Genomic DNA, 22,227 nt, shown 5'->3' on the forward strand with positions numbered 1-22,227 from the left:
TCAATCATTACGCTCTCGCCAGCCCCTGCTTGCCAGGGGATTCCAGAGACCGCGGGCCTGCAGGATCGCCTCGGCCAGCCCCCGCACGGCCCCATCGCCTCCCCGGCGGCTGAGAACCCAGTCGGCCTGGCGGCGCAGGGGGGCCACCGCATCGGCGGGAGCAATCAGCAGTCCAACCACGGGCCGTACCGCCAGATCGTTGAGATCGTCGCCGACGTAGGCCGTCTGCTCGGGGGCAACCCCGAGCGACCTCTGCAGCGCGTCCAGAGCAGCGGCTTTGTCCTTCACACCGGTCACACAGTGGCGGATACCGAGGTAGCGGGCCCGCTGTTCGGTGGCTCCGCTCTTGCCGCCGCTGAGCAGGGCCACCTCCAGGCCGGCCTGTTGCAGCAGACGGATGCCCAGACCGTCTCGCACATCGAAGCGCTTGATCACCTCACCGGATTCCGTGGTCCACAGCCCACCATCGGTGAGCACCCCGTCCACATCCAGCACCAGTAAGTTCAGCGTCCGCAAGTGCGGGTTGCAGCGCCATTGGCCCAGCAGGGAGCCAACCCGCAGCCAAGCTCCCCAGGCGGTCACAGCACGCTGACGGCTTCTCCCTGGCTGAGCAGGGGGGCTCTGATCGCCAAGAGCTGCTCCAGCAATGGCTCCAGGCGATGCAGGGGGACCATGTTCGGACCATCGCTGAGCGCCTGGTCGGGGTCGGGGTGCACCTCCAGGAACAGCCCATCGACCCCCACGGCAACGGCCGCCCGCGCCAGGGGCGCCACGAATTCCCGCTGGCCGCCGCTGCTGCTGCCGCGTCCGCCGGGCTGCTGCACCGAGTGGGTGGCATCGAAGATCACCGGACAGCCCAGGGCCTTCAGCTGCGGCAGGCTGCGGTAATCCACCACAAGGGTGTTGTAGCCGAAACTGGAACCCCGTTCGGTGAGCCAGAGGTTCCGGGCGCCAGCCTCCCGCAGCTTGGTCACCACCTGGGCCATGTCCCAGGGGGCCAGGAACTGGCCCTTTTTCACGTTGATCACCTTGCCTGTGCCCTCCACCGCCCTGGCCGCGGCCAGCAGCAGGTCGGTCTGGCGGCACAGGAAAGCAGGTATCTGAAGCACATCGACCACGGCGGCCACCGGCGCGGCCTGCTGGCTCTCATGGATGTCGGTCAGCACCGGCAGACCGAAGCGGCGCTTCACCTCCGCCAACACCTCAAGACCCTCTGCCACCCCGGGTCCGCGGAAGGTGCCGCCGGAGCTGCGGTTGGCCTTGTCGAAGCTGGCCTTGAACACGTAGGTGATGCCCAGTCGATCGGTGATCGCCTTCACCCGTTCCGCCACCGAGAGCACCAGTTCGGGGCTTTCGATCACACAGGGGCCGGCGATCAGGGTGAAGCTCATACGATCAGCTGACGAGTTTGCGTTCGAGCGATGCAAGATCCCGGAACGTGTCCGATCGGTTCTGCAGCTCTTCGAACGTACCGGAGGCCTTGATGCTGCCGGCCTCAAATTCATAGATGCGGTCGCAGCGCATCACCGTGCTCAGCCGGTGAGCGATCACCACAGTGGTGCAGCGACGCCCGACCATTTCCAGGGCTTCGATCACTTCGTTCTCGGTGCGGTTGTCGAGCGCGCTCGTGGCTTCGTCGAGGAGCAGGAAACGGGAGCGTCGGTAGAAGGCCCGGGCCAGGGCCAGGCGCTGCCTCTGACCTCCGGAGAGCTGGAGACCGTTTTCACCGACCGGGGTGTGGAGTCCGAAAGGCATCTCGCTGACGAATTCCGCCAGCTGGGCGGCATCAAGGGCATCCCAGACCTCATCGAAGTCGATGGCGTCTTCCGGCAACCCGAAGGCGACATTTTCGAGAACGCTGGCATCCAGCAGGTTGATGAACTGGGGCACCTGGGCGCAGCTCGCCTGCCAGGCCGGCACGTCCAGATCGTTGACGGGGATGCCATCGAGTTCCAGGTGGCCCTGCTGGGGCGCCAGCAGGCCCAGCAACAGATGGGCGGTGGTGGTCTTGCCGCTGCCGGTGGACCCCACCAGGGCAATGCGGGAGCCCACCGGAATCGAGAGCGTGACCCCTTTGAGCACGGGCTCCTGGCTCCCTGGATAGCTGTACCAGATGTCGCTGAGGCGGATGGTGCGGGTGGGGAAGATGCCCTCGGGTGTGGGGACGCCGGGGGTCCGCACGGTGGGTCTGGACTGGGGCAGGTCCAGATACTCGAGGGTCTTCTCGATCACGGGCAGCCCCGCCCGCAACTGGGTCAGGGCTGAGAAGAAATCCTGCAGGGGCGGGGTGAGCCTGAGGGCCACCACGGCCATCGTGGCGAGGAAGGGAACGATGTGAACAATCTGGCTGCGATCGCCGCTGAGCAGTGCCGGCACGGCCCCGACGGCAAAGATCAAGGTGATGCCGAAGGGCTCGATCAGCATCCGTGGCATGACGGGCAGCAACTCCGAGGCCCAGGAGAGTTGCTTGGCCTTCTCACCGGTGGAGACGAAGGCATCGCGAAAATAGGGCTCCGAACCGGTCAGCCGGATGTCTCGGATCGAACCCAGGGACTCGGCGAGGATGTGGGCCGATCGGGTTTCCAGGCGCAGTTTCTGCTTGGAGGCATGGCGGAGGTAGGGGGTGATCAGAAGCGAGAGGACCAGGTAGGCGGCCACCAGGCAACTGATCAGAACCACCGCCAGCCAGCGCCCCACCACCAGCACGCCCAGGGAGAGCAGCAGGATCGAAAACACGCTCCCCACCATCCGCAGCAGCGGATTGACAACGGAGTTGGAGGTTTTCTTGATATGGCTCAGCAGCAGGGTCGAGAGCTTGGAGGTGCTTCTGCTGAGGTGGAACTCATAGCCCTGGGCCAGCACTCTGGAGTGGATCAGATTGCAGAGATCAATCCAGATTCGTGCCGTTAATCGCTGCTGGCAGAACTGAAGTCCGAGCTTGCTCAGGGAGCCCACCCAGGACAGCGCGACCAGCAGCACGATCAACCACAGACTCTGGTCGATCGCATTGCCGCCGAACACCTTCACGCCCGGGACGGTGTCCTTCAGATCACTCCCGACGAGGGATCCCATCAAACGGGCCACCATCGCCACGGTGGCCAGGTCGATTAGGCCAGGGACGATCGAGAGCGGCACCAGCACCAGCAGCGCCCGGAACCGCTCGACTGGAAGGTAGGCGAGCAACCGGCGCAGCTGCTTCACCGTTCTGCTGCTGAACCTGACGGGCGGGCGGGGCATCGATCGGTGCGAAGATCCCAGCGGAGCAGGGCCATGGCGACTAAACGGTATGTGACCTGTTAGGCCACGGTTGAGATCCCTGGCCAGCCCTGCAAGCGCCCCTATCAAGAGGAGGCGGGCCATACACTCGCGCCACCGCAGGGGAGGGCTGAAATGTCGGCACTGACGCGCTGTCTTCAGGAGGAGGCCGCCGCGATCGCCGCGGCGGCCGATCGTCTGGACAGCGCCCAGGTGGACGCGGCACTCACCCTGCTCGATCGCTGCGCCGACCTGCGTTCCAAGCTGGTGATCACCGGCGTGGGCAAGAGCGGCATCGTGGCCCGCAAGATCGCCGCCACCTTCTCCTCGATCGGGCTGATGGCCCTTTATCTCAACCCCCTGGACGCCCTGCACGGGGACCTGGGGGTGGTGGCACCGGAGGACGTGGCCCTGCTGCTCTCCAACAGTGGTGAGACCCAGGAGCTGATCGAGATCCTGCCCCATCTGCGCCGGCGCGGCACCGCCCGGATCGCCCTGGTGGGCCGGATTGACTCAAGCCTGGCACGGGGCTGTGATGTGGTGCTGGACGGTTCGGTGGATCGGGAAGTCTGTCCGTTGAATCTGGCCCCCACCGCCAGTACGGCCGTGGCCATGGCGGTGGGCGATGCCCTGGCGGCGGTCTGGATGGAACGGCGGGGCATCTCGCCGGCGGATTTTGCCCTCAACCATCCCGCCGGTGCCCTCGGCAAGCAGCTCACCCTCACGGTTGCCGACCTGATGGTGCCCGCCGACCGTCTTCATCCCCTCGATGAGGCGGACAGCCTCCAGGCGGTGATCGCCCAGCTCACCAGCGATGGGGTTGGGGCCTGCTGGGTGCGGAAGCCCGGCCAGGGGGGACGGCTGTCGGGGCTGATCACCGATGGTGATCTGCGGCGGGCCCTGGAGCACCATCCCCCGATGGCCTGGGCCACGCTGCGCGCCGCCGAGCTGATGACGGCCGATCCGATCACCGTGGGCCCCGAACTGCTGGCGGTGGAAGCGCTCGAGCGGATGGAGCGCAACCGGCGCAAACCCATCGGTGTGCTCCCAGTGCTGGCGGACCAGGGGCCGATGCTGGGCCTGCTTCGCCTGCATGACCTGGTCCAGGCGGGGCTTGGTCCTTCCAGTCGTTGAGCGTTCAGACCCCGCGCGCGAGCACGCGGGCCTGCTCCAGTTGGTCCTCGGTGTCGACCGAGAGGAAGTCCCCGTCCACGGGGAAGGTACCCAGGGTGATGCCGGCTTCGATCAGCCTCAACTGCTCGAGTTTCTCGGTGTGCTCCAGCGGCGAGTGGGGCAACTGGCCCCAGCGGGCCAGCACATCGGCCCGGTAGCCGTAGAGGCCCACATGGCCCCAGTAGGGAGCATGGGCGTGCCAGCGCTCGGGTTCCTCACCGCGCACGTGGGGCAGGGCCGAGCGCGAGAAGTAGAGGGCACGGCCGTCAGCCGCCACCAGCGTTTTCACCACATTGGGGTTGTGGATCTTCTCGGGCCCCATCAGGTAAATGGGGGTGAGCACCTCGGGGGTGGGATGGCGCTGCTCGAATTCCTGAGCCATGGCGTCGATCACATCCGGGTCGATGAACGGCTGATCCCCCTGCACGTTGATGATCACCGTCTGCGCTGGATCACTCGCACCGGCGAGGGCCACCAGCTGGTCCACCACCGAGGCGAGACGATCGCTGCCGGAGCTGCAGGCCGGGCTGGTCATCAGAACCGGGAAGCCCCAGTCCTCGGCGGCCCGCCGGAGCCGGTCGCTGTCCGTGCAGAGCACCACGGCGGCCGGGCGACGGGCGGCCCGGCAGCACTCCAGCACCCGTTGCAGCATCGGTCGACCGCCGATGTCGGCCATCACCTTGTTCGGCAACCGGGAGGATTCGAGCCGGGCCGGCACCGCCACCACGCATTGCATCGGGCTGTTCTGCCAGTTCGGGCCGGAGCCTATCGCCACAGGGCTGTCTGTTCCCGGGCCTGACGCACCAGGACCGCAACCTCCTGCGGGTCTGCCGGCGGGCGGGTCCCCGAGGCCATGGCGCGGTAGAGGTCGGCCACCCTCCACGCCTCCGTGGCGGGGTCGTCGCCGAAGCGGGGGATCAGGTGCAGATGCAGGTGGCGGGCCCCCTCGCCGAAGGCGATCGCGTAGACCCGATCACAACCGGTGAGCTCGCGCACCAGGGAGCTGCCCCGCTGCAGCATCGGCCCGAAGCCGGCAGCCTCCTCGGCGCTGAACTCGATCGGACCGCCCAGGTGCCGTCGCGCATCGAGCATCAGCCACCCCGCCAGCGGGGCGGGCAGCGGGTGGTGACGCAACAGCCAGAGCGGCTCACGGTGAATCTCGAAGCGGCTGATCGCTTCCTGGTCGTTGTGCAGGCGGCAGACACCACAGCCTGGCTGCGAAACTGGGGTCAGCAGCGGGTCGGTCATCGCCACCGTTCCTCCCCGGTCGGCACCTGTGGTGCTCAGCGTGGCGTATCACAGTCAGCCAGCGCTGGAGCGGCTTGCCCACGACTTGGTTCACCAGAGCCTGTTGCCGCTCCTCTGGCTGGTGGTGGACAACAGTCCAGATTCGGCTCCCTTGGATGCCGCGCGCCTGCAGCCGGCGGGCTCCCAGGGGGAGAGGCTGGATCTGGAGCTGGTGAGCGGCCAGGAAGGAGATGGCTTCGGGGCCGGCTGCAACAGGGGTTTCGACCACCTGGCCCAGCGGGGTCTGCGGGGCTGGGTCTGGCTGCTCAACCCCGATACGGCGCTTCCGGAGGGGACCGAGCTGGAACGGCTCTGCCAAGCCCTGGACGGGCAATCCGCGCGGGCCCTGGTGGGAACGGCCGTGCGCGACAGTGACGGCCGGCCGGAGGCCAGCGGTGGCTGGATCGATCCGGGTCTGGATTTCCGTCGCCGCCGGCTCGGCCCTGACCAGATGAACAACGTCGAATCGCTCGCCGTCGACTGGCTGAGCGGTTGCAGCCTGGTGCTCCAGCCATCCGCCCACACGCCCCCCGCCCGCTTCGATCCGGTCTTCCCCCTCTATTACGAAGACATGGACCTCTGCCTGCGCCTGGCTCGCTCCGGCGCCTCCGTGCTTTGGCTTCCGTCTCCGGCGGTGATCCATCAACGGGGCGCGGGCAGCCACACACCCAGCGAGCGCCGGCTGGGGCTGTCCACCCTGAGTTATGTTCTCTTTCTGAGGCGCCATCGGCCTGGCTGGGTGACGCTTGTGCGCAGCCTGCGGCTTCTTTTCACCAGCCTGCTGCGGTTGCCGTTGCAACCGAGGCGCAGCGTTGCCGTGCTCCGGGCGATGCTGGCTGCCTGCCGATGAGTGGCCGGTCTCCCCTGGCTCTGTTCAACGGCAGTTACCTCTGCCGGAGGCCCACCGGCATCGGTGTGGTGGCCCGTGAGCTCGTGGCGGCGCTGGATCCCGCCCTCGTTCCCCTGCTCGACCCGCTCTCTGGTGAGCGTCCCGGCAGCGTGGAGATCCCTTCCGATCTTTCCCCTGAGCACGGCCGGGACGGCCACCTGCGGCGCCTGCTCTGGACCCAGCGCGAGCTGCCGAAGCTGATGCGGGAGGGCGGCGCACCGCTGTTGCTCTCCCCCCTGCCGGAGGCGCCACTGCTCGCAGGCGTGCATTCGATCGTGCTCGCGCACGACCTCCTGCCACTGCGCTACCCCCAGCTGACGCCGCTGTTGGCCTACCACCTCGCCTACGTGCCGCTGGTGTTGCACCGGGCTGTGCGGGTGCTGTGCAACTCCGAGGCCACGGCGCGGGAGGTGCATGGGCGCCTCGGGGTGCCGCTACGGCGCCTGGTGCCGATTCGGCTCGGCTTCAATCCCGGCCAGCTGCGGCCGCTGGGGCTGGAGCGCCAACCCTTCTTCCTGGTGCTGGGCCGCCACGACCCCCACAAGAACCTGGAGCGGGTGCTGAAGGCCTTCGCCGCCCTGGCGGATCGGGAGCACCGCCTCACCCTGGTGGGCCCCCACGACCGGCGTTACACCCCGAAGCTCCAGCGCCTGGCCGGGGAGCTGGGAATCGCCAGCCGCTGCGATTGGATTCCCTGGGTGAGTGACCTGGAGCGCCTGCAGCTGTTGAACCGCTGCCGGGCCCTGGTGCTGGTGAGCCTGTGGGAGGGGTTCGGTCTGCCGGCCCTGGAGGCCATGGCCTGCGGGGCCCCGGTGATCGCGTCCCGCGCCGGCGCCCTGCCGGAGGTGGTGGGGGAGGCGGCGGTGCAGGTCGAACCGCGGCGTACGCCTGAAATCAGGGCGGCGCTGGCGGCACTGATCGCCCAGCCGGACCTGGCCCGTCGGCTCTCGGCCGCGGGGCAGCAGCGGGCGAGCGGGTTCTCCTGGAGCGACACGGCCGCTCAGGTGGAAGGATTGCTGCGGGAGCTGGCCTGAGCGGGCTGATCCTCCTGGACCAGCCAGCGTTCGGCCTCCTGCCGGTAGCTGTGACGGACACCCTCAGCGCTGATGCCCGCCCGCAGCTCCGCCAGCTTGGCCTGCACCACGAAGCGGTAGATCGTCATCATCACGGTGAGCTGCAGGCCGCGCCAGCCGAGCCGGTAGCCCCGGCCCCGCAGCCACCGCCCCCACCACTCCCGCCGCAGGGACACCAGCAGGGCCCACAGAAGTGAAGCCCGCTGCCCCTGCGCCCGCGCCTCGGCCGCCTCGATCGAGGTGTAGGTGTTGAGCTTGGCGAGGAAATGGGAGAGGTCGATGTAGTTGAAGTGGACGATGCCGCCGTCCTGGCCGTAGCTCAACCGCCGCTGGCGGGCATCTGGACGGGCATGGAAGAAACGGTGGATCTCGCCGGTCACACCAACCGCTGGCCGCCGGAACAGCCGCATCTGGGCGTCTTCGTCCGGCCCCCAGCCCATGCCCGGCAGCGCCGCCCCCAGCAGGTAATTGAGCCGCGGAATCCAGCAGATGTCGCAGCTGTCCTCGGCCACCACAGCCAGCAACCGCCGTGCCAGGGGCGGCGGGATCAGTTCGTCGGCATCCAGCACGAGCACCCAGTCATGGCGGGCCTGGGCGATGGCATAGGCCCGGGCCGGATCGGCGAAGCCGAGCCGCTCGTGCAGGCACACCCGGGCACCGAAGGAGTGGGCGATCGCCACGGTGGCGTCGTCGCTGTGCATGTCGCAGACCACCACCTCCGCCGCCCAGCCCTGCACCGAGCGCAGGGCGTAGGGGAGATTGGCCTCCTCATTGAGGGTGTTGATCACCACCGAGATGGGAACGGGAGAGGGTTCCATCAGGGCGCGGTCAGGAGGGGACCGGGCTGAGCAGGCGGCTGGCGGGCCGCTGGGCGCAGAGGCACTCCACCATGGCTTGGAGATGGGGGTCCACTGCCGGCGGCAGGGCCACCAGCAGGGGCCAGTCGACGGGGCGGTGCACCAGGGCCATCACGAGCAGGAAGCTCTCGCCGACTAACAGCGGACCGGCGAAGTGAAGCACCAGCCAGTCTGGGTTGGGCCGTGGCAGTGCGGAAGAAGAGGTCTTAGGTGGTGCGGGCGGCGACTGGGCCCCAGGCCAGCTGCGTTTGCCGGCAGCTGGGTGGGCCAGCACAAACCGCGGCAGTGGTAGGTCGATCTCCACCGGCGGCAGCCGATCGAGGCCGGGGGCATCCACCACCAGGCTGGCCGGCTGCTGGCCAGAGGCCAGCAGGGCTCCACCACCAGGATCCTGCTCGGGAAGCGGAAAGGCCCCTAGCTCCCGGCAGGCGTAATGGGCGCACCAGGGGGCCCGGAACGGCACGGCATCGGAAAAGAGGTACAAGGGGGTTGCGGCAGGGAACTGGTCGGGGGTGAGGGCGCGGGGCCGGGCGCGGTATTGGTCGAGGCCGTCATCCAGCAGATGGATGTGGCGGCAGCGCGACAGCACGAAGCCCAGGGCGCGCCCCGCCCCGCGCCGGTGGGGGATGTAGATGCGTTCGATCAGCCCCAGCAGCGCCAGCAGCACCAGCACAGCCATCGTCCAGGGGCTGCTCGGGCCGCGCAGGTGGCCGATCCCTCTGGGCCAGGGCTTGCTGGCATCGAGCCGAAAACGGCTGGGTTCCACCAGCAGCAGGCTCAGATCACAGGGGCGTTCCAGCAAACGCTGGCGCCAGGCGGCCAAGTAGTTCACCTGGTTGAAGCAGAGGTAGAGGCTGATTCCGCTCACGCCCGCATCGCTGGCTTCTGCACGGATGGAACAAGCATCAGGCCTGATTCAGGAAGCTGAGGTTCAGGTTGGCAGCTGGTTGAGCCCGAGGGCGAGCTGAGATGGAACAGATCCAGGACATCGACAGGCATGGACAGGGAGGGGGCTGACAATCGTCCCGTGCAGGACGAGAACCAGACCGAGGACGAGCCGGGCTCGGCACGGTTGAGCCTGGGGAGCGTGGTCTGCATTCCTGCGAACGGAGTCGGCGATGAAGAGACCCGCTACCCATCCGTGGCCGGACATGGAGAACAACCACTCTTGATGGATGGCCCAAGATCGTGCGGCGTTAGATGCAGGTCATGAGCTTGTGAAAGCTTGTATCCATCAGGCCTTGTTTCAGGCACTCGTGCAGGAAGTTGAAGTCATCGCGATAGAACTGTTCTGCGATGGACTTGAGGGATGAATTGTAAAAAAATTTGTAGCCGGGAATCGTTTTGCTTTTAATGAGTTCGAGTAGTTGGGCTGAGTTGAGTTTCCAGATTTCACTGGCGTAGGAGGCTTCTGTTTCGATTGACTGCGGACAGTCCATGTTCTTGGCTCCGAATTTGTTGACTCGAAAGGGCATCTCTACGCTGGTCAGAAACATGGAATTAATGTATCTCTCTAGAGGTAAAAGGTTTTCCGAGTTGAAGATGAGATCAAAAGTCCTCCGCTTATAGGCTGAGATCTGGGGGGTAAAGTGAAGTTTGTCGATCAGTCTGAGGCCGTTTGCGCTGAGCTCGTGCAAAAAGTTCTCAAAGGTATGGAGCTCGATCCGGGGGTTCTTCCGCCTGGCTGCTTCGACATACTTTGTGTGCTCGACATACTTGTTCAGGTATCCACTGATGAGGCGGTTGTAGGGATTCCGAAAGACAATGATGTTGATTTTTTCCTTGTTGCGTGTTTCGGTCTGCTTTGCGACTTCCCAGGCAAAGTCACTGACGCTCCTGCAAGAACACTTGGGAGAGGTGAAGATCGTCACATTATTGATCTTGTTGATCAATGCTCTGGGCGCCATGCGGCCGGACCCCTTTCGGTATTCTTCAGCACAGGTTACGCCTCGGCTCGATCGGGTTTCTCTCTACGACCGCCAGGTGGGCGGACCCCAGGCGTTGGGGATGGCAAGCCAGGAAGCGCCAGCAGAAGGGGGCCTCCTTGAGGGATGTGCAGAAAAATCATCTCGCGGTAGGTGTTTTTTCCCGCTCTCAATTGACGTCCTGCTGAATTCGGCTGACGAGCCTCTCTACCTTCGGCTGGTTGGATTTCGGCACGTTATCCCTGTCTCGAGGCTCTGTTTGGTGGTCCCACTGGACAAACATCTGGGCAACGGACGGATGAGGTCAGCACCATGGTGGGCTTGTGGATGTTGCTCAGGCGCATCAGCTTGTCGGCGATCACAGGCCGCCCGTAGCCCCCAGGCCGGGTGGTGCCTGCGGTGAGGGTCGGCCCAGCCGCCGCATCCCGGCCACGAACCCTTGGTGTCGTCGTTCCTGTCGGCGGCGTTCCCTGTTCGGTGGTCACCAGGACCATCGGCAGCCATGACCCGGGCCGCCCCCCCCCCCCCCCGTTGGGCGAAGCCCACCGCTCCGCAGAAGTTGCTTGAAGGGATGTGAGCCGCCAGGTTGTGCCGGCTCTCCATGGGCCCATGACCGCGGTAGCTCAGCAGAGCTGGATGGGTCTGGGAGGTCCTGGCCAGAAGAGCCTCCGGATCCGTGCTGGAGACGTGGGCCCCGTTGGTGAGTTGGATGCAGCGGATGTCGCCTATGGCCCGTTTCTGTTCTCCATGGATGCACCGAATCCCCCGACAGGAGCTGCGGATGGCGGCGGATTGTCCTGGCCATGGATCCGACCTGGGGAGGCGTCTGGCGCCCGGGCCTGCGGCAGGGTTCCGTCCACTGAGACATGCCTGTCGCTGAGCAGCGGTTTCACCTCGGGCGCTCCGATCAACGGCTCGGGGACCTTGCCCATGACATCCCCATTGAGGAGCTCCCGGCACGCTCGGCCTCGATTGGGGTGACGTGGGTTGGTGCCGATCGGATCATCAGGGCCTGGGCCGACGGAGCCAGAGGTCCGGCGAAGCCGCGCCAGCGGAGCCGCGGGTTTCAGGACCCCGCTCCAGCAGCCCCTCCCTGGGGCGGCCGAAGAACTTCTGCTGCAGCCAATCAGCGGGCTCTGCTCGGGCGGCACCGAAGGGCGTCCGCCTGAGGCCTACGGCCGCAGAAGGCGGGAGAGCGCCGAGCTGTGGCCTGATCGGCCAACGTTTGAATCCGCCCGGGCGGATGGATCGTCAATGGTCGATCTCGATCGCGACGCAGGAGACCAGGGAGCCGCTGCTCTCCGGCTGACCTCGGCACGTCGGTTGTGCTCTTGCTGCTGCTTCTCTGGGCCTGATGGGTTGTCAGCGAACGCTCTGGGCCTTTCCAGCGTGGCCACCGAGGTTTGTCCCTGGCCACGCCGGTGCACCGACCCACCCAGCGGGGCCAGCGCAGGGGCAGAGGTGAGCGCGGTCAGGCCCTCCTGAACAACTGCTTCAGTTCCATCAGCAGCCCACGGGTCGAGGCCAGCAGGCAGACCGGAATGGCCAACAGCTGCCGGCCGGTGTACCAGTAGAGCCGGTGCCACCAGCGCACCTGCCAGCGGCCCTGGCGGGCCGGTGGAAACAATTTGAACGGCATCACGGCCAGAAATGTCTCGGGGATGGCAAGGAAGCAACCCCAGAACATCATCCGCCGCACATGGCCGATCTCCTCGGCGACCTCCGGGGAGGGTGATGGGATCGAGTCGGGCTTGACCCGCCAGCTGCCATCGGGCTGTTGGTTGTACTGGCTGGCGATGGAGTGGCTGCTCCAGGGGTGGTAGGCCACCAGCAGGCGGTTGGACAGGCGGGACGCGCGCATCCGGGCAGTACCGAGCGACTGGCCGATCAGGCTTCGTTGTTCGCCGCTCCACAGCTCCGCCCGTTCCGCGTCCGTATGGGCGATCACCTCCAACCAGGGGGGGGGGATCGCCAGGGGCTCCCGTCGGCTGAACACCCCAAGCCGGATCTTCAGATCCTTGTCATCGAAGCCGTAACCCACCAGGTATTCGTTGAAGCCGCCTACGGCGGTGAACAGCGTCAGTGCGATCAGGAACTGGCCCTTGCGCCCATCAGGACCGCTGCCCAGGGCGTAGGCACCCTCCCCTGGGCCTGAGCTTCCGGATCCGTCAGGAAGCACGAGCGTCGGTTCGAACGCGGCGGTGGGCCAGCAGTCGGCATCCAACTTGAGAATCCAGGGACCCCGCGCCAGGGAGATCGCGAAGTTGTAGGCGCGGCAGAGGTTCCAGATCGATTCGCCCTCCACGCGCACCAGGCGCAACCGCGGATCGGCAGGGAGGTCCTCCCGCCGCAGGGGTTCGTTGCTGCTCCAGTCGACAATCAGGTGCTCCTGATGGTGGCTCCAGAGGGCCAGTTGGGCGGAGGAGTGCAGCAGGTGGTCGCGTCGGTTCATGCAGACCGTGACGACGCTGAGGCCGGGCGCGGTCAATCCCACAGCTTGAGGGCGTCATCCCGGGCGGAGAACCATTCCGCCGCCAAGGGGCCGCCCATCGTGCGCATGTCCCGGAACCACGGTCCACCCAGGGTCCAGTGCAGCAGAGCCGGGCCACCCGCATCGACCGCAGCGCCAGGCGGCACCTGCACATCCACCAAGTGGTTCCAGCGCTCCGGTAAGGCGCCGATCTCGTGGTCGCCGTGCAGCCAATGGAAGCGGTGCAGATCCAGGCCGGTGGCCGTGCTCACGTACTCCGGTGTCAGGGCGGTGCAGCGGGAGCAGTTGAACAGCATCACGGAACTCCAGTTCTTCTTGGGGTAGGCGCTCTGGGTTTCGCCGAGGAACTTGGTGGATTCGGTGGGTCTGTGATCGTGCTGCACAACCATCAGTGCATGGCGCTCATCGCGAAGGGCCCAGAGATCGGCGATGTCGGAGCGGCAGAGGATGTCACAGTCCATGAAGATGGCCCAGCCGCTGTAGTTGCTCAGCCAGGGCACGAGGAATCGGGTGAAGGAAAAGGCCGTGCTCTGGCGTGGATCACGGCTCCTGGTGTAGACACCCGCTAACTGCTCGGCGACGATCGGTGTGATCGCCAGAGGCAGCGAGGCGTGCTGATAGAGGCTGTCGATCAGCACGTTGGTGGCGGCCCGCTCGCGAGGGTCGTAGCCGATGAAAATGGGGATCGTTCCGAGCGCGGCTGCCATGGGGGTGTCTGGGGCGGCGACCACCGCAGGCTGAGGGGAAGCGCTGCAGCGAAGTGAAGCAAGCGGGCCAATTTAGCCGTCGGTCTCAAGGCAGTGGGTTTCGGCCCGACACTCAGGCCCAGAATTCCCAGCGATCCATCACCTCACCGGGCGTGTACTTCCGCAGCTGAGCCGCCACCCGAGACGGGAACAAGGCCCGCGCCAAGCGATGGCGCAACAGCATGGCTGCGCCCTTGACGGCATGTTTGATGGTGGTGGTTTTCTTGCCCCTCGCCAAATCCCAGTAGCGATAGCTCTTGTAGGGTATATTATAAGCCTCCGTGATGATGTTGTAGAGTCTTCTTGGTAGTTGATTGTCGCTCTCCAGGTAGGGAGTTACCCCGTGCAATGACGATTGGCCGTTTAGAAGAGCAACGAAGCGATTGTGGCGGTAGGCAATACGCTTCACCGGTTTCACGACATAGGCATTTCCCTTTAAGCGGGTGCCATCGAAGACATGGCCAGGGCCGCATTCGTAGAGGATGAGGTCGCCACCTACGGGAGGCATGTCTGCAGGATGGAGATATAGCAAGCCAGCGAAAATCTCATATTTGTCATCGAGGTGGGGTTCCAGTCCGGCGAATTGTGGTGGGTTGATCCCCGGCTGGATGTCGTAGGAGAATGATGGAATCCCCTCAAGCCAGTTCTGCCGGTCGTCCGGAGACATCCGAGGCAGGAAAGGGTGCTGGTCAGCCCCGGGCTCAAGCTGATCCTCCAGGAAGGGGCGCAGCTTGGTGAACACCGAACGCACGAGCGTCTCAAGCCCCAGGGCTTGGTAGAAGCCCTTGAGATCGTCAAGTCTGGGGTCGTCACAGGCCTGAACTGTGGCCAGATCCAGGCTGGCCCTTGAATTGGCCTGGAGATCCTCGGATCTGGAGGCCAGATCGCTGATCAAGCCACGATTTGGAAAGCCACGGATGGCTGCTGCCAGAAGATCGTCGGGCAGAAAATCATCGATGACCAGATGAGGGAAGGGATGGCGATGAACGTCAGCCTCTTCAAGCCGTTCTGCCCAGGTCATCCCCATCGGTTCAGATCTCCACGTTGGCTTTTGGCAGCGACTGGAGGCAGGAGGCCAGTTCTTCCCCTGCCCATCGGTTCGGGAGTGTCCTGAGGAACTTACCCGGTTTCGCCGATGGGGTTTCCAGGTCCTTCTTCCTAGGCTCCCCGGCATGGCTGCCCCCTCCCCTTCCCCCTCTTCAGAGCCAGGTCAAGGCCAGGCCGCCCGCTCGACCTCCTTTCTGGCCGGTCTCAACGACGCCCAGCGCCGGGCGGTGGATCACCACAACGGTCCGTTGCTGGTGGTCGCCGGGGCGGGCAGCGGCAAGACCAGGGCCCTCACCCACCGGATCGCCCACCTGATCGGTCACCACGGTGTCGATCCGGCCCAGCTGCTGGCGGTGACGTTCACGAACAAGGCGGCCCGGGAGATGAAGGAGCGGCTGGAGCTGCTGCTGGCCCAGAAACTCGCCCAGAGCCAGTTCGACCAGCCCTTCAGCACCCTGGGTGCGGTGGAGCAGCGCCAGTTGCGCAGCCGCATCTACCGCGAGGTGATCAAAGACCTCTGGATCGGCACCTTCCACGCCCTGTTCGCGCGGCTGCTGCGCTTCGACATCGACAAGTACACCGATCCCGAGGGGCTGAGCTGGACGCGCCAGTTCTCGATCTACGACGAGGCCGACGCCCAGACCCTGGTCAAGGAGATCGTCACCCAGGAACTTGGCCTGGATCCCAAGCGCTTCGAGCCCAAGAAGGTGCGCTGGGCGATCAGCAACGCCAAGAACCAGGGCTGGCTGCCCGAGCAGCTCGAGGCCGACCAGCAGGGCCAGCGGGGCAAGCTGATGGCGGACGCCTACCGCCGTTATCGCCGCGCCCTGGCCGCCAACAATGCTCTCGACTTCGACGACCTGCTGCTGCTGCCGGTGCAGCTGCTCACGGCCAACGAGCAGATCCGCCACTACTGGCACCGGCGCTTCCGCCATGTGCTCGTCGATGAATACCAGGACACCAACCGCACCCAGTACGACCTGATCAAGCTGATCGTGACCAACGGCGAGGAGCCCGAGCGCTTCAGCGACTGGGGCGACCGCTCGGTGTTCGTGGTGGGGGATGCCGACCAGAGCATCTACAGCTTCCGGGCGGCTGATTTCACGATCCTGATGGGCTTCCAGGACGATTTCGGCGATCGGGTCGCCGATGACACCACCCGCACGATGGTGAAGCTGGAGGAGAACTACCGCTCCACAGCCACGATTCTGGCGGCCGCCAACGCCCTGATCGCCCACAACACCGAGCGCATCGACAAGGTGCTCCGCCCCACCCGTGGCGACGGCGAGCCGATCACCCTCACGCGCTGCGACGACGAGATCGCCGAGGCCGAGGCCGTGGTGCACCGGATGCGGATGCTGGAGGCGGCCCATCCCGAGCTGCGCTGGGGCGACATGGCCGTGCTGTATCGCACCAACGCCCAGAGCCGGGCGATGGAGGAATCGCTGGTGCGCTGGGGCATCCCTTACATCGTGGTGGGAGGCCTGCGCTTCTACGACCGGCGCGAGATCAAGGATCTGCTCGCCTATATGAAGCTGCTGGTCAACCCGGCCGACACCGTCAGCTTGCTGAGGGTGTTGAACGTGCCCAGACGCGGCATCGGCAAGACCACGGTGCAGCGGCTCACCGATGCGTCCAACCAACTGGGGATTCCGCTCTGGGATGTGATCAGTGATGCGGAGGCGGTGCGGTCCCTGGGGGGGCGCTCCGCCCGGGGGCTGCTGCAGTTCGGCGAGTTGATCGGCGATCTGAGCGGCCGCCTCCAGGACGCGGCCCCCGCCGAGCTGGTGCAGCGGGTGATGGAGCAGAGCGGCTACGTGGCCGAGCTGATCAGCGAGGGCACCGATGAGGCGGAAGAGCGCCGCCGCAACCTGCAGGAGCTGGTGAATGCCGCCCTGCAGTACCAGGAGGAAAACGAGGAGGGCTCCTTGGAGGGCTTCCTGGCCAGCGCCGCCCTGGCCAGCGACGCCGACAGCAAGGACACCGCCGCCGACCGGGTCACCCTGATGACCCTGCACGCCAGCAAGGGTCTGGAGTTTCCGGTGGTGTTCCTGGTGGGGCTGGAGCAGGGGCTGTTCCCCAGCTACCGCTCCCTGGAGGACCCCGCCGCCCTCGAGGAGGAGCGGCGCCTCTGCTACGTAGGCCTCACCCGGGCCAAGGAGCGCCTGTTCCTCTCCCATGCCAGCGAACGGCGGCTCTGGGGCGGCATGCGAGAGCCTGCGGTGCCCTCGGTGTTCCTCTCGGAACTGCCGGCCGAGTTGATTCAGGGTGACATCCCCCACAGCGGCGGTGCCACTCTGCGCCGGGAGCAGCGCTTGGAGCGGCTCACTCGGGTGGACCGCAGCGACAGCCAGCGGGTGCAGGCCGGCGGAGCGGCGGGGGCCCCGGCCAACGCCGTGCGCCGCAAGGGGATTTCCCGCAGCTGGAGCGTGGGCGACCGGGTCCGCCACGCCAACTTCGGCGAGGGGCAGGTGACCCACCTGTTCGGCAGTGGCGAGAAGGTCTCGATCGCGGTGAAGTTCGAGGGCATGGGACCGAAGATCCTCGACCCGCGTCTGGCGCCGATCGAAACCCTCGATGGCGACCCGGCCTGATGGAGCTCCCCGGGCTGCCGCCGGGGCTGTTGGAGGCCCTGGTGGCCAGTGCGGCCGGCCGGCGGCTGGCCCTGGTGGGGGGCGCCGTGCGCGATCTGTTGCTGCATCAGGTCCACAACGACCCCTGGCGCGGTCTGGTGGATCTGGATCTGGTGCTGGAGGGCTCGGCCCCGGAACTGGCGGAGCGGCTGCGGCTCTGGGCCGGTTCGGAGCGGCTGGGGTTCTGCCACATTCACGGGGCCTATGGCACGGCGGAACTGGAGCTCGATGGGGTGCTGCTGGATCTGGCCAGCGCCCGCCGGGAGAGCTACCCCGCCCCTGGCGAGAACCCCGTGGTGCGCTTGGCGGCCTTGGCCGATGACCTGGCCCGCCGCGACTTCACGATCAACGCCATCGCCCTGGAGTTGGCCCCCGCCGCCGGTGGGGTGGTGGCCCTGGCCCTGCTGGATCCCCATGGCGGCCAGGCGGATCTGGCGGCCCGTCGCCTGCGCCTGCTCCACGGCGGCAGCCTCAGCGATGACCCCACCCGGGTGCTGCGGGCGGCCCGCTACGCCGCCCGGCTTGGGTTCGAGCTGGCGCCAGGCAGCCTGGAGCAGCTGCGGCGAACCCTGGCCGCCTGGCCCTGGGCCTGGCGGCCGGGAGATCGGCCGGAACTGGCCCCGCCGGCCCTGGGCACCCGTCTACGCATGGAGCTCGAGCTGCTGCTGGAGCGGGAGGACTGGCGCGCGGCCATGGCGCGGCTTCAGGACTGGGGGGCCCTGCCGTTGGTGGAAGAGGCCCTGCAGAGCGACCGCCACTGGCGGCGCCGGTTGCATTGGGCCCAGCGCTTCGGGCTGCCCCTGCTGCCGGCCTGGCTGGCGGCGGCGGCCGATCCGCTGGCGGTGGCCGCCCGGCTGCAGCTGCCCCACCACGGCCAGAGGCTGCTGCAGCAGTTCGTTCAGCTGCGCCACTGGCTGGCGGAAGAGCCGGGCAGCACCCCCGGCTGGCCCCCTTCTCGCTGGAGTGAAGCGCTGGAGGAGCGAGGTGGGTCGGCGGAGGCGGTGGCCCTGGCCCTGGCGGTGGGCCTCGGCCCCCGGCGGCCGCTGCTGCGTTGGTGGCTGCGCTGGCGCCATCTGCCGCCTCCGGTCACCGCCACGGAGCTGATCGCCGGGGGGCTGGCGCCGGGCCCGGCCCTCGGGCAGGCGCTGCGGGCACGGCGGGCCCAGCGCCTCGATCAGGAACGCCGCTGAGTTCGCTACCTTCCCGGCTCCCGCCCGAGACGGCCATGGCCACCGTGATCAAGTTCAGCTCCGAGGACTGCGGCACCTGCCATCGCATGGCCCACTACGACGCCAAGGTGGCCGCAGAGCTGGGGCTTGAATTCGTGAGCGTGATGCTCCAGGACACCAACACCTACCGCAAATACCGTCCGGTTCTGCTCAGCCAGTACCCCAGCAAGGACGGGATGGGCTGGCCCACCTACCTGGTGGTGAGCGATCCGGAGGGCAGCTTCGAAGTCCACGGTAAAGTCAAGGGAGGCCTGCCGAAGGGGGAGTTTCGCGAACGGCTGGCGGCCGCGGCCGGCCTTTCCGCCCCAGGGGCCTGAGGGACTCGGCGGCGGGGTCTGCTGCTTTCAGCCAGGGCTGACCCGTCCGATCACGGTCGCCTGGGGGAAACCAATCCCGCGCAGGGCTTGCAGCGCTTCGGGGGCCTGGGCACTGGGCAGGGCCACCAGTAGCGGGCCGCAGGTCTGGGGATCGACCAGCAGGCCTTCCAGGGCCCTTCGGCTGACCCCAGGGCTGAGACCCGTGACCTGGATGGGCCCCTCCAGAAGCACCAGGGCACGGGCGTTGGCGGGGGCGAGGCTGCTGGCGAAACCGCGCTCCAGCAGCGGGAGGGCCCCCTCCAGGCTGGGGATGGCGGCGGCCTCCAGCGCCACGGTCAGCCCTGGCTGCGTCCGGTGGCTGGCCTCCACCATCTCCCCCAGGTGCCCCAGCAAGCCGAAGCCGGTGATGTCGGTGCAGGCATGCACCTCGAAGCCCGCCAGCAGTTCCACAAGTTCCGCCTGGCTCTGGCCCATCAGGGCCAGCGCCCCATCGATCCATTCCGGCCTGGCCGCCCCGGCCTGGGCGGCGGCGAAGAGCACACCGCTGCCGATCGCCCGGCTCAGCAGCAGCGCATCCCCCGGCCGCAGGCCCCCCTTGGCCCAGAGGCGGCCCGGCGGTGTCTTCCCGTTCACGGTCAGCGCCAGGCTCAGCTCCTCGCCCGCCTCCAGTCGCTGCAGGCTGTGGCCGCCGAGGAGCCTGGCCCCCAGGGGGTCCAGCACTGCACGCACCCCCGCCAGCGTCTGCACCAGCAGCTCCTCCTGCAGGGACTCCCCCAGGCGCGGCAGGGTCACCAGCGCCTGCACCGATTGCAGCTGGGCGCCGCAGGCCCACAGATCCGAGCAGGCGTGGAGGGTGGTGAGCCGGGCACTGAGCCAGGGGTCGTCCACCAGGGCCGGAAAGCCATCGACGCTCTGCAGCAGCCACCCGCCCTCAGCTGTGGCGCCCACCACGGGGGCATCGTTCGGATCCGAGGTGGCTCCCGGATCGAGGCGGGCCAGGGCGTTGCGCAGGGGGGCGGCGGCCAGCTTGGCGGCGCAACCCCGGCAGGCCATGGCTGCCGCGCTCTCGTCAGGGCTGCCTGTCATCGCCCCCAGGTCCGCGAAGCCCGCCATGAATCGCCGGTCGATGCGGTTCTTCCAGCGCCAGAGCAAGGGCGAGGGCCCCAGGGCGAAGGGGCCCCAGAAGGCCACGGCCTGGGGCTGGCCAGCTTCGGCAGCATGGAGCGCCCCGCCATCGCCGAGCAGCTGCAGGGCCCAGGGCTGGGGGTGCCAGCGGCGCAGGGGTCGCCCCGTCCCCTGCGCCGCCCGGTTGGCTTGAAGCGCCAGGCGGCGCTCCAGATTGGCGGCCAGCACAGGGGCGGCCCGCACCGCCCATACCCCTGAGGGGGGCCGGGGGGCTGCATCCATCAGAGCGCAGTCGCCGCTGGCGAAGACATCGGCCTCCCCAGCCACCTGCAGGGTGGCCTCGGTGCGGAGCCGGCCGGAGGCCGGATCGGTGGCCAGCCCTGAGGCGGCCAGCCAGGCGGGGGCGCGGCTGCCGGTGCAGGCGAGGTTTCCCGTGCCCGTGTCCCCAGCGTTCCGCTCGATGGCGATGCCGGCGCGAGCCAGCAACCGCTCTCCGCAGGCGTTGGCGGCCTTCGAACCCAGGTGCAATCGTTCACCCCGCAGCACCAGCCGCGGCCGAACCGAGCGCCGCAGGGCCAGGGCCAGTTCCACCGCCGCGGCGCCGCCCCCGAGGATTCGCCGCTCCGCCGCCTGCCCAAAAGCTCCGGCGTCCAACCCCGCGCACCAGTCCAGAAAAGGTTCCAGGGGCTTCACCGCCACCGCACCGTCGGCCACGGCTGCCGTTTCGGCGCCCACATCGAGGCTGAGCAGATCCCAGCGCAGGGGCGCCCGACCGGCCAGCCGCAGCTCCCGCCGCTCCCGATCCAGAGCCACGATCTCCGCCCTCACGAAGCTCACCCCCGCCAGCCGGCAGAGCCGGCGCAGGTCGATGGCGCAGGCGTCGCGGGGGTAGAGCCCCGCCACCAGGCCCGGCACCATCCCCGAATAGAGCGCCGTGCTGGCGCGGCTCACCAGGGTGATGAGGCAACGCTTTGGCCGGCGCTGGGGGTGCATCACCCAGCGCTTCAGCACCAGGGCATGGCTGTGGCCGCCGCCCGCCAGCAACAGCTGATGCAGGGCTTCGGGGGCGGGCTTCACCCGGAGCTTTGAGAGCCGGGACTGTCGTAACCGTCAGGGTTGGCGCTCTGCCAGGCCCAGCCGTCGCGACAGATCTCCTCGAGGCCGCGGCGGGTGCGCCAGCCCAGGCGTTCTGCCGCCAGGGAGGGGTCGGCGACGGTGATCGCCGCATCACCGGGACGCCGATCCAGCTGCTCGTAGGGCACCGATCGGCCGCTGGCGGCCTCGAACGCCCGCACCACTTCGAGCACCGAATGGCCCTGGCCGCTGCCCAGGTTGAGGGAGAGCAGCTGGGGCCCTTCCGCCAGCAGCACGTCCAGGGCCGCTTTGTGGCCCTCGGCCAGGTCCATCACGTGGATGTAGTCGCGGACGCCGGTGCCATCGACCGTGGGCCAGTCGCGGCCATAAACGGTGAGGCGTTCGTGCCGGCCCACCGCCACCTGGCTGACGAAGGGGAACAGGTTATTGGGCGTTCCCAGGGGGTCTTCGCCGATCCGGCCGCTGGGGTGGGCCCCCACAGGGTTGAAGTAGCGCAGGCGGGCGATGCGCCAGCGGGCCAGCTCCGGTGCTTCGCTGGCCACCACGTCCGCCAGCAGCTGCTCTACGGCGGCTTTCGTATGGCCGTAGGGGTTAATCGGCGCCACGGGGGCCATCTCGTTGATCGGGATCTGTTCCGGGAAGCCGTAGATCGTGCAACTGCTGCTGAACACGAGCGTGTGGCAGCCGTGCTCGGCCATTACCGCCACCAGGCAGCGGCTGCCGCTGAGGTTCACGTCCCAGTAGCGCAGGGGCTCGGCCACCGATTCCCCCACCGCCTTGAGGCCCGCGAAATGCACCACCGCCTCGATCGGGGCGGGGGCGGCCGCAAAGGCCCGCTGGAGATCGGCTCTGGAGCGGATGTCGCCCTCGATCCAGCGCAGCCGGCCCGCCGCCTCTGATCCCACCAGCTCCATCACCCGCCGCAGCGCCTCCGGCGAGCTGTTGTCGAAGTTGTCGAGCACCACCAGGTTGTGGCCGGCCTCCAGCAGCACCACGGCCGTGTGGCTGCCGATGAAACCGGCGCCGCCGGTGATCAGTAGCTGGGTCATCGTCTGAGGTTAGAACTGGGGCCATCGCCCAAGATG

Annotated in this window: 19 protein-coding genes; 6 read left to right on the plus strand and 13 right to left on the minus strand. The window is 67.5% G+C overall.

From position 1 onward, the window contains the following. The 3 genes from KBY88_RS07015 to KBY88_RS07025 form a co-directional block, all read right to left on the minus strand. Entirely contained in the window at nt 1–516 is a 516-nt protein-coding gene (locus tag KBY88_RS07015) for a KdsC family phosphatase (protein ID WP_254939210.1), read from the minus strand. 62 nt (nt 517–578) lie between these two features. Next, nucleotides 579–1,391 carry a 3-deoxy-8-phosphooctulonate synthase gene (gene kdsA, locus KBY88_RS07020; protein WP_254939211.1) on the minus strand — a complete coding sequence of 271 codons (813 nt, stop codon included), beginning with the start codon at nt 1,389–1,391 and terminating at the stop codon, nt 579–581. Between the two features lie 4 nt (nt 1,392–1,395). Continuing rightward, entirely contained in the window at nt 1,396–3,201 is a 1,806-nt protein-coding gene (locus tag KBY88_RS07025; RefSeq protein ID WP_315858112.1) for an ABC transporter ATP-binding protein, read from the minus strand. Between the two features lie 189 nt (nt 3,202–3,390). Between KBY88_RS07025 and KBY88_RS07030 the strand changes: the two genes are divergently transcribed. Then, nucleotides 3,391–4,389 (plus strand): KpsF/GutQ family sugar-phosphate isomerase, encoded by a 999-nt coding sequence (locus KBY88_RS07030; protein WP_254939213.1) that lies wholly within the window; start codon nt 3,391–3,393, stop codon nt 4,387–4,389. A gap of 4 nt (nt 4,390–4,393) precedes the next feature. On the opposite strand, the gene kdsB is transcribed toward KBY88_RS07030, so the two are convergent. Beyond that, nucleotides 4,394–5,164, minus strand: coding sequence for a 3-deoxy-manno-octulosonate cytidylyltransferase (gene kdsB, locus KBY88_RS07035; protein ID WP_254939214.1), 771 nt, complete (start codon nt 5,162–5,164; stop codon nt 4,394–4,396). A 29-nt stretch (nt 5,165–5,193) separates the two neighbouring features. Continuing rightward, nucleotides 5,194–5,676 carry an HIT family protein gene (locus KBY88_RS07040; protein WP_254939215.1) on the minus strand — a complete coding sequence of 161 codons (483 nt, stop codon included), beginning with the start codon at nt 5,674–5,676 and terminating at the stop codon, nt 5,194–5,196. A 40-nt stretch (nt 5,677–5,716) separates the two neighbouring features. Between KBY88_RS07040 and KBY88_RS07045 the strand changes: the two genes are divergently transcribed. Both KBY88_RS07045 and KBY88_RS07050 read left to right on the plus strand, forming a co-directional pair. Continuing rightward, a complete protein-coding gene (locus tag KBY88_RS07045) occupies nt 5,717–6,565 on the plus strand; it encodes a glycosyltransferase family 2 protein (RefSeq protein ID WP_254939216.1) in 849 nt (282 codons plus the stop codon). Next, complete coding sequence (locus KBY88_RS07050) at nt 6,562–7,638, plus strand: glycosyltransferase family 4 protein (RefSeq protein ID WP_254939217.1); 1,077 nt, start codon at nt 6,562–6,564, stop codon at nt 7,636–7,638. The genes KBY88_RS07045 and KBY88_RS07050 overlap by 4 nt, the downstream gene beginning before the upstream one ends. Here KBY88_RS07050 and KBY88_RS07055 read toward each other — a convergent pair. The 6 genes from KBY88_RS07055 to KBY88_RS07080 all read right to left on the minus strand — a co-directional run bounded on the left by KBY88_RS07055 (nt 7,605) and on the right by KBY88_RS07080 (nt 14,717). Beyond that, the gene (locus KBY88_RS07055; RefSeq protein ID WP_254939218.1) at nt 7,605–8,495 is read right to left on the minus strand and encodes a glycosyltransferase family 2 protein; all 891 of its coding nucleotides are present in this window, start codon (nt 8,493–8,495) and stop codon (nt 7,605–7,607) included. The genes KBY88_RS07050 and KBY88_RS07055 overlap by 34 nt on opposite strands. 10 nt (nt 8,496–8,505) lie before the next feature. After that, entirely contained in the window at nt 8,506–9,402 is an 897-nt protein-coding gene (locus KBY88_RS07060; RefSeq protein WP_254939219.1) for a hypothetical protein, read from the minus strand. A gap of 328 nt (nt 9,403–9,730) precedes the next feature. Beyond that, nucleotides 9,731–10,405 carry a sulfotransferase family 2 domain-containing protein gene (locus KBY88_RS07065; RefSeq protein WP_254939220.1) on the minus strand — a complete coding sequence of 225 codons (675 nt, stop codon included), beginning with the start codon at nt 10,403–10,405 and terminating at the stop codon, nt 9,731–9,733. A gap of 1,525 nt (nt 10,406–11,930) precedes the next feature. Then, nucleotides 11,931–12,947, minus strand: coding sequence for a glycosyltransferase (locus KBY88_RS07070; protein ID WP_254939221.1), 1,017 nt, complete (start codon nt 12,945–12,947; stop codon nt 11,931–11,933). Further along, nucleotides 12,944–13,657, minus strand: a complete 714-nt coding sequence (locus KBY88_RS07075) for a glycosyltransferase (protein ID WP_254939222.1) — start codon at nt 13,655–13,657, stop codon at nt 12,944–12,946. Before KBY88_RS07075 ends, KBY88_RS07070 begins: the two co-directional genes overlap by 4 nt. Nucleotides 13,658–13,769: 112 nt before the next feature. Beyond that, nucleotides 13,770–14,717, minus strand: a complete 948-nt coding sequence (locus KBY88_RS07080) for a hypothetical protein (protein WP_254939223.1) — start codon at nt 14,715–14,717, stop codon at nt 13,770–13,772. 151 nt (nt 14,718–14,868) lie between these two features. Here KBY88_RS07080 and KBY88_RS07085 point away from each other — a divergent pair, with 151 nt between their 5' ends. The 3 genes from KBY88_RS07085 to KBY88_RS07095 are packed head-to-tail and all read left to right on the plus strand — an operon-like array spanning nt 14,869 to nt 18,922. Continuing rightward, on the plus strand, nt 14,869–17,337 hold the full coding sequence (locus tag KBY88_RS07085; RefSeq protein ID WP_254939224.1) for a UvrD-helicase domain-containing protein: 2,469 nt from the start codon (nt 14,869–14,871) through the stop codon (nt 17,335–17,337). Beyond that, nucleotides 17,337–18,566, plus strand: coding sequence for a tRNA nucleotidyltransferase/poly(A) polymerase family protein (locus KBY88_RS07090; protein WP_254939225.1), 1,230 nt, complete (start codon nt 17,337–17,339; stop codon nt 18,564–18,566). The genes KBY88_RS07085 and KBY88_RS07090 overlap by 1 nt, the downstream gene beginning before the upstream one ends. A 35-nt stretch (nt 18,567–18,601) precedes the next feature. Further along, nucleotides 18,602–18,922 (plus strand): TlpA family protein disulfide reductase, encoded by a 321-nt coding sequence (locus tag KBY88_RS07095; RefSeq protein ID WP_254939226.1) that lies wholly within the window; start codon nt 18,602–18,604, stop codon nt 18,920–18,922. Nucleotides 18,923–18,949: 27 nt separating this feature from the next. Here KBY88_RS07095 and selD-bf read toward each other — a convergent pair whose 3' ends face one another. Together selD-bf and galE are read right to left on the minus strand one after the other, a co-directional pair. Beyond that, entirely contained in the window at nt 18,950–21,124 is a 2,175-nt protein-coding gene (selD-bf, locus tag KBY88_RS07100; protein ID WP_254939227.1) for a slr1591 family oxidoreductase/selenide, water dikinase SelD, read from the minus strand. Continuing rightward, the gene (gene galE / locus KBY88_RS07105) at nt 21,121–22,191 is read right to left on the minus strand and encodes a UDP-glucose 4-epimerase GalE (protein WP_254939228.1); all 1,071 of its coding nucleotides are present in this window, start codon (nt 22,189–22,191) and stop codon (nt 21,121–21,123) included. The genes selD-bf and galE overlap by 4 nt, the downstream gene beginning before the upstream one ends. Between the last annotated feature and the right edge of the window lie 36 nt (nt 22,192–22,227).

It is taken from the genome of Cyanobium sp. Morenito 9A2 (genome assembly GCF_024345575.1).
Classification (GTDB): domain Bacteria; phylum Cyanobacteriota; class Cyanobacteriia; order PCC-6307; family Cyanobiaceae; genus ATX-6F1.

Coding starts and splice junctions, on each gene's coding strand:
- kdsA (WP_254939211.1), bottom strand. CDS start 1,391: ATGAGCTTCACCCTGATCGCCGGCCCCTGTGTGATCGAAAGCCCCGAA.
- KBY88_RS07030 (WP_254939213.1), top strand. CDS start 3,391: ATGTCGGCACTGACGCGCTGTCTTCAGGAGGAGGCCGCCGCGATCGCC.
- kdsB (WP_254939214.1), bottom strand. CDS start 5,164: ATGCAATGCGTGGTGGCGGTGCCGGCCCGGCTCGAATCCTCCCGGTTG.
- KBY88_RS07040 (WP_254939215.1), bottom strand. CDS start 5,676: ATGACCGACCCGCTGCTGACCCCAGTTTCGCAGCCAGGCTGTGGTGTC.
- KBY88_RS07050 (WP_254939217.1), top strand. CDS start 6,562: ATGAGTGGCCGGTCTCCCCTGGCTCTGTTCAACGGCAGTTACCTCTGC.
- KBY88_RS07055 (WP_254939218.1), bottom strand. CDS start 8,495: ATGGAACCCTCTCCCGTTCCCATCTCGGTGGTGATCAACACCCTCAAT.
- KBY88_RS07075 (WP_254939222.1), bottom strand. CDS start 13,657: ATGGCAGCCGCGCTCGGAACGATCCCCATTTTCATCGGCTACGACCCT.
- KBY88_RS07080 (WP_254939223.1), bottom strand. CDS start 14,717: ATGACCTGGGCAGAACGGCTTGAAGAGGCTGACGTTCATCGCCATCCC.
- KBY88_RS07085 (WP_254939224.1), top strand. CDS start 14,869: ATGGCTGCCCCCTCCCCTTCCCCCTCTTCAGAGCCAGGTCAAGGCCAG.
- KBY88_RS07090 (WP_254939225.1), top strand. CDS start 17,337: ATGGAGCTCCCCGGGCTGCCGCCGGGGCTGTTGGAGGCCCTGGTGGCC.
- KBY88_RS07095 (WP_254939226.1), top strand. CDS start 18,602: ATGGCCACCGTGATCAAGTTCAGCTCCGAGGACTGCGGCACCTGCCAT.
- galE (WP_254939228.1), bottom strand. CDS start 22,191: ATGACCCAGCTACTGATCACCGGCGGCGCCGGTTTCATCGGCAGCCAC.